The sequence below is a fragment of the Bacteroides sp. RTP31139st1_H2_RTP31139_211217 genome, assembly GCF_040227615.1.
Classification (GTDB): domain Bacteria; phylum Bacteroidota; class Bacteroidia; order Bacteroidales; family Bacteroidaceae; genus Bacteroides; species Bacteroides uniformis.
This window is the reverse complement of record NZ_JBCNZM010000187.1, coordinates 1-8,304: the sequence shown is the minus strand read 5'-3', so window position 1 is coordinate 8,304 and position 8,304 is coordinate 1. Positions and strand designations below refer to the sequence as shown.

The 8,304-nt window shown below is 45.2% G+C and carries 4 protein-coding genes; all 4 read right to left on the bottom strand.

Annotated elements, in window-relative coordinates:
* Window positions 1-412: 412 nt before the first annotated feature.
* Window positions 413-1,975 (bottom strand): RagB/SusD family nutrient uptake outer membrane protein, encoded by a 1,563-nt coding sequence (locus ABUA47_RS21035; protein ID WP_005827028.1) that lies wholly within the window; start codon window positions 1,973-1,975, stop codon window positions 413-415.
* A 21-nt stretch (window positions 1,976-1,996) separates the two neighbouring features.
* A complete protein-coding gene (locus tag ABUA47_RS21030; RefSeq protein ID WP_057281639.1) occupies window positions 1,997-5,107 on the bottom strand; it encodes a SusC/RagA family TonB-linked outer membrane protein in 3,111 nt (1,036 codons plus the stop codon).
* A 253-nt stretch (window positions 5,108-5,360) separates the two neighbouring features.
* Window positions 5,361-7,085 carry a glycosyl hydrolase family 18 protein gene (locus ABUA47_RS21025; RefSeq protein ID WP_034529528.1) on the bottom strand — a complete coding sequence of 575 codons (1,725 nt, stop codon included), beginning with the start codon at window positions 7,083-7,085 and terminating at the stop codon, window positions 5,361-5,363.
* 15 nt (window positions 7,086-7,100) lie between these two features.
* A partial coding sequence (locus ABUA47_RS21020) for an MFS transporter (protein WP_349831999.1) occupies window positions 7,101-8,304 on the bottom strand: 1,204 nt, incomplete at its 5' end.

Genomic DNA, 8,304 nt, shown 5'->3' with positions numbered 1-8,304 from the left:
ATATCGTTGAAACCAAAAGTTTCACTTGCTGAAACTTTTAGTTTTACGAAAGGAAACTAAAGGTTTCCCTTAATGAAACCAATTATTTTCCCAATCAAAACTTCTCGTATTTAGTCTCAAAACTAAAAGTTTCATGTTGAGAACTAAGACAATAGCCACTTTTACGATTCACCCAATAAATAGGAGGCATCATCTTTTAGAAAGATTGGAAAGCGTGATAGATGGTTGTAACGTTTTTTATCTGTCACGGGTATCTATCACGCTTTAATTGATTTATAATCAAAACAATACACCCATTTGCGTGATAGCATGACAGATGTTTTGCCAAAACAAACTTTGTGAAGGAACAAAAAATCCCCGGTATTATTCACAAGGAAATACCGGGGACTCTTCAGAAAAAAACAATCAAAACTTATAACCAGCCAGGGTTCTGTGTCAAGCCACCTTTAGCTCTATCCATTTCCGACTGGTCAATTGGAAAGTATCTGAACTTCTCCGTCCAACCTTTGTTACCTAAAATCTCTGTTCCTTTATCGAAACGCAGAATATCAAACCAACGCTGCATTTCATCCATAAACTCATACCCACGCTCTTCAAAAAGAATATCCAACAGCTCCTGCTTGCTCTTTCCGGCCAAGTTGATACGATGCTCTTTGTCTTTGAAAGCGCGGTCTCTGACCTGGTCGAACCAGCCTTGCGCATCGGCACTGGCAGTTCCGTTGATGCGTACATCAAGCTCCACAGCCAGCAGCAAAACATCGGCATAACGGTAAATACGCCAAGAGTTATAATAGTTATCCGTAGGATTCACCGTAGACGTCGTCTCCTTTCTCGGATGAATCTTATAGTGCCCCAGACCCTCGTAATTTTCCTGCTGGTCACTGACTTGGAAAGCACTTCCTGCCGGTAGTTCACCTTTGGCCACCATTTCTGCCACTTTTTTAGCCTCGTCCGCATAGACAATGACTGTTCCCTCACGGCGCGTATCACCTTCCTTAAACATGTTGTAAACAGTACTCGGCATGGTATTCTGCCCATAACCTTCGCCCAAGCCGCCCTGCTCGGCACTTCTCGGGTCAACAATGTTACGACCACCCAAAGAACGTGCAAGACCAAACCCTTCACCGGAGTTATTGCCGGCATAACATACCTCAAAGATAGATTCCGCACACCATTCTCCGTCTTTCACCCATAAGTTTTGATAATCAGGGTTCAACCGGTATCTTCCACTGGTGATTATTTCTTTCATGTCATTCAATGCCACCTGATATTTAGTCTCATCACGATGGAACAAAATAATTTTGGCACGAAGCAGCTTGGCAGCATCCCGGCAAACGCGTCCCTGCTGTGTAGCACTGCGCTGGGGCAGATACTTAGTCACTTCGTCATCCAAGTCACCCATCATAAACTCATAAATTTCTTCACGGGTTCCTTTGGCAACGCTATACATTTCACTGGCTGCCAGATAATGTTTGATAAGCGGGAATTGCTCATACCCCATAAACAGATGGTAATAGAAAATGGCACGGTAAAAGCGCGCTTCGGCAGAAATGGAATTGACAAAGTCTGCACTGAGGTTGCATCCGGCCAATTTGTCAATCAACAGATTGGCAGCAATGACTCCATTGAACAAGCCAAAATCCCACTCATTCCACCAAGAACCATATCCCCATGCACCGAAACAAGAAGTCGCGTCATAGGTAAAAGTATCCCATTTCGTCTTGTAAGACCCCTCACCGATACCACCACCGGTTTCGGACTCATCACCCAGCAAAGAAGAGTAAGACCAAACCTCCGGCATACGGGTCTGCATTTCATTCATCACGGCATACAAGCCCTTCATCATATCGTCTTCCGTCTTATAGAATTCGGTTTCTGACACCTGAGTTCTCGGATTCACTTCCAGAAAATCTGAACAAGCTGTGGTCGACAAAGCCATCGCACCCAAAGCCAATACCTTTAATATCTTATTCATTGTATCTAATTTTTAGGTTAATCAAAATGTAATATTCGCACCGATAGTATAAGTACGTGCTTGCGGATATGTTCCCCCGTCAAATCCATCACGTGTTCCCACTTCAGGATCATAACCGCTGTAGTTGGTAATTGTAAACAGATTTTCGCCCTGCACAAAGAAACGCAGCCCCTTGACGCCGACACGCTGCAACATCTGTCCGGGCAGACTATAGCCAATCTGCAACACTTTCAAACGCATATACGAACCATCTTCCACAAAAAAGTTTGAAACCTGATAGTTATTGTTGTCACCATCTATCACACGTGGCACCCAATTGGAAGTGCCTTCACCATGCCAACGGTTCAGCCAAGATTTGTCGTAGTTACCAAAAGTCACATTGGAACGTCTGTACAGTTTATAAATGTCGTTTCCGATACTTCCCTGGAAGAATGCACTGAAATCAACTCCTTTCCAATCGGCAGAAAGAGTGAATCCATATGTCCAGTCAGGGTTCGGCTTGCCTATCATGGTACGGTCATCACCATTCAACCCATTTTCACCATCCAAATCTTTAAAACGAATATCTCCAGGCTTGGCATTCGGCTGTATCAGCTGAGTCTTTCCGTTAGAATCTACGTAGGTATAGCTATCTATCTCCTGCTGATTCTGGAAAATACCATCATGCAAGTAACCGTAGAAGAAGCCGTACGGACGCCCGTTCTCTCTCCAACTGACCTGGCCGCCCATACCACCGCCGATATTATTGAGACCGACACGGTCGGGGCCCTGGTCTGTTACGGTATTCTTCACATAAGAAGCATTTCCATTGATACCCAGATTCACTTCACCCACCTTAAAGCGATAGGACGCTTCGAACTCGATACCTTCGTTCTTCACTGTACCCGAATTGACCGTCATACTGCCATAACTGGTATAAAGAGGAATCGGCATGGAAAGCAGCATGTCCTTCGTCTTCTTCACGAAATAGTCGGCAGAGAATGTCAATGCACTGTTGAAGAAACGCAAGTCAATACCCAAGTCGGTCTGTTCGGAGGTCTCCCATTTCAAATCAGCATTGGCATAGCCACTGGGCAGCATGCCCGTATATACCTTTCCATTTATGACTGCATTCTTACCCTGACTCATCATACTTGTATAGGCAAAGGAGCCAATACGTTCGTTACCATTCTGTCCCCAGCTTAGACGTATCTTGGCAAAATCCAACCAGGAAGGTCTGTTTTCCATGAACTTCTCACGAGTCAACACCCAACCCAAAGAAACCGAAGGGAATGTAGCATATTGGTGCTCGCGACTGAAGTTTGACGAACCGTCCCGTCTCACTACCGCTTCGAACAAATACTTTTCATCATAATTATAATTGATACGTCCGAATATGGATGCAATGCGGTGATCTTCCGCCCCACCCCATACTTTGGACTGTTCTTCGGGCGCTGTGGCCGTGTCTATATATCCCTTGTCTATATCCACCACCAGCAGATTATAATCTTCCGCTTCCAAATTGGAGTAATGGTAGGAAGACATACTTGTACCGAACAGTGCACCTATATTATGACGGCCGAAAGACTTTGTATACGACAGTACATTTTCCCACTGCCAATAGGAAGACTCCCTTTTCTTATCCTCTACCTTGGAAGTGGCATTCTTACTGGTAGCATTTAGCTCGTAGACTGGAGTTACATTCTTAATGGAATTGAACACCCATTCCGCACCATAGGTAGTCTTGAACTTCAAGCCTGGCAACAAGTCGACATCAAGGTTAAAGTTCGCACCGAAATTCTGAGGCATAGTCCTCTGGTTATGACTGACCTGCATGGCTGCCAGCGGATTGGTTATTTCACGCATCTCGATGATATTGTATGCCAGGCCGTTGGGAGCAATGACATGATTTGGATAAGTTACGGCATATTGCTCCAGTATAGCAGGGTCGGTCTGATAAACCGGCTCGGTAGGAGGCAACATATTCATGGAAGTAATCAAGCCTGCAGCTTCACTATTGCCAATAGTATTACCAGTCTGGATTGACTTGGAATAGCTTGCAATTGCACCAAAACTAATCTTATTCAACCAATTTCGTGATTTCGTGTCCAGTAATACATTATTGTAATTCAAGCGTACATTGTAGCGTTCATAATCAGCATGTCCTTTGGCATAAATACCTTCTTGCTTTACATAACCGAAAGAAGCATAATAGGTAGAGTTGTCCGTACCTCCACTCAACGAAACCTTGTGGTTCATAATAGGAGCATTCTTGTTCTGCAGTTCCTTTTGCCAGTCGGTATTGACGCTGGAAACAGTCGGGAAATAAGGGTCCTTACCTGCGTTGGCAGCCATTTCATTCATCAACATCTGATAATCCGCACTACCCAGCAAATCCACCTTCTTGGAAGGATTCTGAATACCGTACGTAAATTCATAGTTCAAAGTAGCCTTCCCTTTAGTACCCTTCTTCGTAGTTATTAGCACAACACCGTTAGCACCACGGGCTCCGTAAATAGCGGCGGAAGCTGCGTCTTTCAACACTTCAATAGACTCAATATCAGAAGGATTCAAATGACTGATACCACTTTCAGACGGCATGCCGTCTACTATATAAAGCGGATCGGAGTTGTTGACCGTACCGGTACCCCGAATACGAATCTTTGATTCCGCACCGGGCTGACCTGAATTAGAGATAATCTGTACACCGGAAACTTTACCTTTCAAAGCATTCTGAATATTTGTAGGATTACCTTTATCCAACTCTTCACTGGTAACACGGCTCACAGCAGACGAAAGTACACTCTTCTTTTGTACACCATAGCCTACTACAACTACCTCGTCCAGCAACTCAGAAGAATCAGTAAAACGGACTTTCAGATTTGTATCTGCAGCAGTCAGTTTATACTCAATAGGCTCATAACCGATAAAGGTGAAGACCAACACATCACCCACAGAAGCTTTCAGACTGAAATTCCCATCAATATCCGTCACAGTACCCACAGCCGGATTACTTTTCATACTGACATTAGCACCCGGAACCGTTTCTCCGGAAGGATCATAAACGATACCCTGCACATTAATTTGTTGTGCGAAGAGCTGCAAAGTGCAACTGAGAATGCAAAGCAGCAAAAGGACTCTTTTTCTTTTCATGATAATAGTATTAGTTTATAAAATAGAAAGTTATTCATATTGTATTGATACAAATTCCAATACTTCGATAAGCGAAATTACGTACTAAACAAGAAATGGAAGTTGAATATTTCTCATAAGGAGTTCATTTACTAACACATCCATAAAAAACGTTTTATTTTAAACTTAAAGTGATAAAGTTTAAACCCATAAAAAAACGGATACGTTTCTGTACGTACCCGTTTTCTTCCAAATCCATTGATTATAAAGAGGATTACCTTTCTAAAGTCCAGTTAATGGCATTTCTGAACATGGTCGTAAACCCTTCCGTTTCGTACAATTTGCTGCTATGCCCTATCTGGAAATAAACATTGCGTGCCTTTTTGCTTTCATTGACCCAAACCACCGGATGATCGCCCATCTTGATGTCCGATGCAGGCGTGTAGCTCGATTCGTCTACATTGGCCAGTACATGTACATTGGGGCGCGGGCTCTTGTCATAAGTATACCACTCGTCATCGGGCACCACGAAAGAGGCCGGAACATCTTTCATTACCGGATGCTGTTTATCTTCCACAATCAGCGTACCGTTGGCCAGCGGAGCTATGTAGTTCTTGAAACGTACACCACCCATGAAATCAGAGAACCATTGCCACATGGGATAACCGTCAAACTCGCCCAGCAAAGTAGCATGATGGAAACCTATCCAGCCGCCACGGCCTTCTTCTATATACTTGACGAACGCATCTTCCGCTTCCTTCGGCCAAGTATAAGGCGGGAAATCCAATTGAATAACCAGGCTGAACTGCGACAAGTAAGCCTCCGTTATGTTCCTGGCATTGTTTATCTCGGTAATACTGAAATTCCCCTTTACACCTTCGGCCGCCAACCACCTCAAACCGGCATCCGTAAATCCTCCGTGCTGTCCGCCACGTTCCGTCAACACCAGTACCTTCGCCTTGTGCGGCTTGCCCAATAGGTTTTCTGCTACCGTACGGCGCAAATCACCCTGTTCATTGTCTCCGCTATAATCCCAATACATGCCTCCCAGCAAATCTTTATCCAGAATATACTGACACTTGATGGCAAGTGAACGGGGATTCTCAAAACCAAATACCAACGTATCATTCTTATCGGCCAGATAAGGCACTTGAGCCACCTCATCCCACTTTTCAGTATATTGGGTATCCGTATTCCCTACCTTATTATAGTCTTGGAAGCTGGGATAACCGTCACCTCCACGACCATAGAAGGGCATACCCATCACCAGCTTGGAAGGCGGTACGCCCGCTTTCAAGTGTGCAGTAACGGCACCGTCCGAAGTAATGTCACCGCTATGTCCTGACGGATAAAGCGCCGAATGGTGCTTGGGAGCAGAAGCCATGTCATAAGCCATGATATTCACAAAATCGACGGAAGGCAAGATAGCCTTGAAGTCAATGTAACGGGCAGAAGCTACGGTGGCAAGTGTCAGTTCCTTTTCATTGCCGATGGCAGCTCTGATATCCTGCATCAGAAGTGTAAAATTCTCCGTATCGTCCGGTGACGAGGATATATTTGCCATAGAGCTGGTGGGATATTCCCAATCGATGTCAATGCCATCCAAAGCGAACTCCTTCACCACACGGTCACAGTCCGCGGCAAAAGCACGGCGATATTCATCATTGGCAGCCATCTCACTGAAACGTCCGCTTCCCCAGCCGCCGATGGAAAGCAGCACTTTCAGCTCCGGCTTCTGTTTCCTCAAATCAACAATCTGTCTCAAACGTTCCTCATTATCAATCTTGACACCGTTAAAGCTCTCGTTTACATGACCGAACGCATAGTTGATATGCGTCATGTACTGCGGGTCGGGCATCACCTCACTCCACGAAGTGACATAAGCAACCACAACCTTTGAATCGCGGGAAGCCGCAACGACCTCTTCTCCCGACTTAACGCTACCGCATGAAACCAATACGCCCAAAGCGGCAGCCATCATCATTCTAATTTTTTTCATAAGTACTATCTTTAATTACAAATTATCGCAGGTCTGACGGACCCGTGAACCTATCAATGCATAATACAGCATAAACGCTTCTCCAAAAAGAACGATGAGCCATGACCATCTCCAGCCTCCAAGAACATCGGCAAGCACTCCTTGCAACAAGGGCAATATGGCACCGCCTACCACTCCAATCATGAACACACCCGAAGCCACCGAAGTGTATTTTCCCAAATGGGCAACGGACAAAGTAAAGATAGCTCCCCACATGATGGAATGGAACAGACCTACTGCCGTGAGCAGCCACGGATTATTCAGAAGAATGGCCAGTAGGGCGAGTAGTCCTGCCGATACCGTAGTAACCGTCAACTGCACGCGGGGAGAAATCCTGCTCAGGCTGCTCCCCACCAGGCGGCCCACAAGCATACCACCCCAATAGAGCGTAGCCATCAGTGCCGGAGAAGCATAATCCATCTCGATGGCATACAGATTGATATTGGCCCCGATACAGACTTCCACTCCTACATAAAAGAAGATAGCCACCACGCCCAATGTCAGATGACGGAAGGACCATACACTTTTTTCCAGCTTTTCTCCCTTCTCTACCCTGGTTCCTTGGATATCGGGCAAAGACAATTTCATCAACAACAATACAATCAAAGAAATAACAGCCATCAATGCCAGGAACGGAACCATCAGCTGGTCAATCTGAATGTCCTCCATAGACAGACCGCCGAACACGACACCGGTCACGAAATAAGGAGCAAGCGTAGTTCCCACAGAATTGGCGGAACCGCCTATAGCCAAACGCTGAATGGACTGGGTACCCTTGACATGGCAAGCCGTCAGATAAGGATTTATAACCACTTGCAGAATGGTGGCCGAAGCCCCTACCACGAAAGAACCCAGTAAGAAAATCAAGAACCCTCCAGGGATAACATTATTTCCTGCATGCCAATTCGCTTCAGGAAAGTGTACTGTGAAATAGGAAGAGGCAAAGAACAAACCAAGTCCCACAATCATCACCAGCAATCCACGCATCAATGTTCCTTTATATCCGTATTTGCTAATCCACGACGAGCCTACCCCTCCACAAACCGGATAAGCAAGGAACCAGGAGAAAGTAATCAAAGTAGCAAAAGTATTTTTTAACCCGCCCACTTCCGAAAGAAAAGTTTCTTTCAGAGGACCCTGAAACTGAGTATTGGCAGTCGTAAGGAAACCTACAATAAAG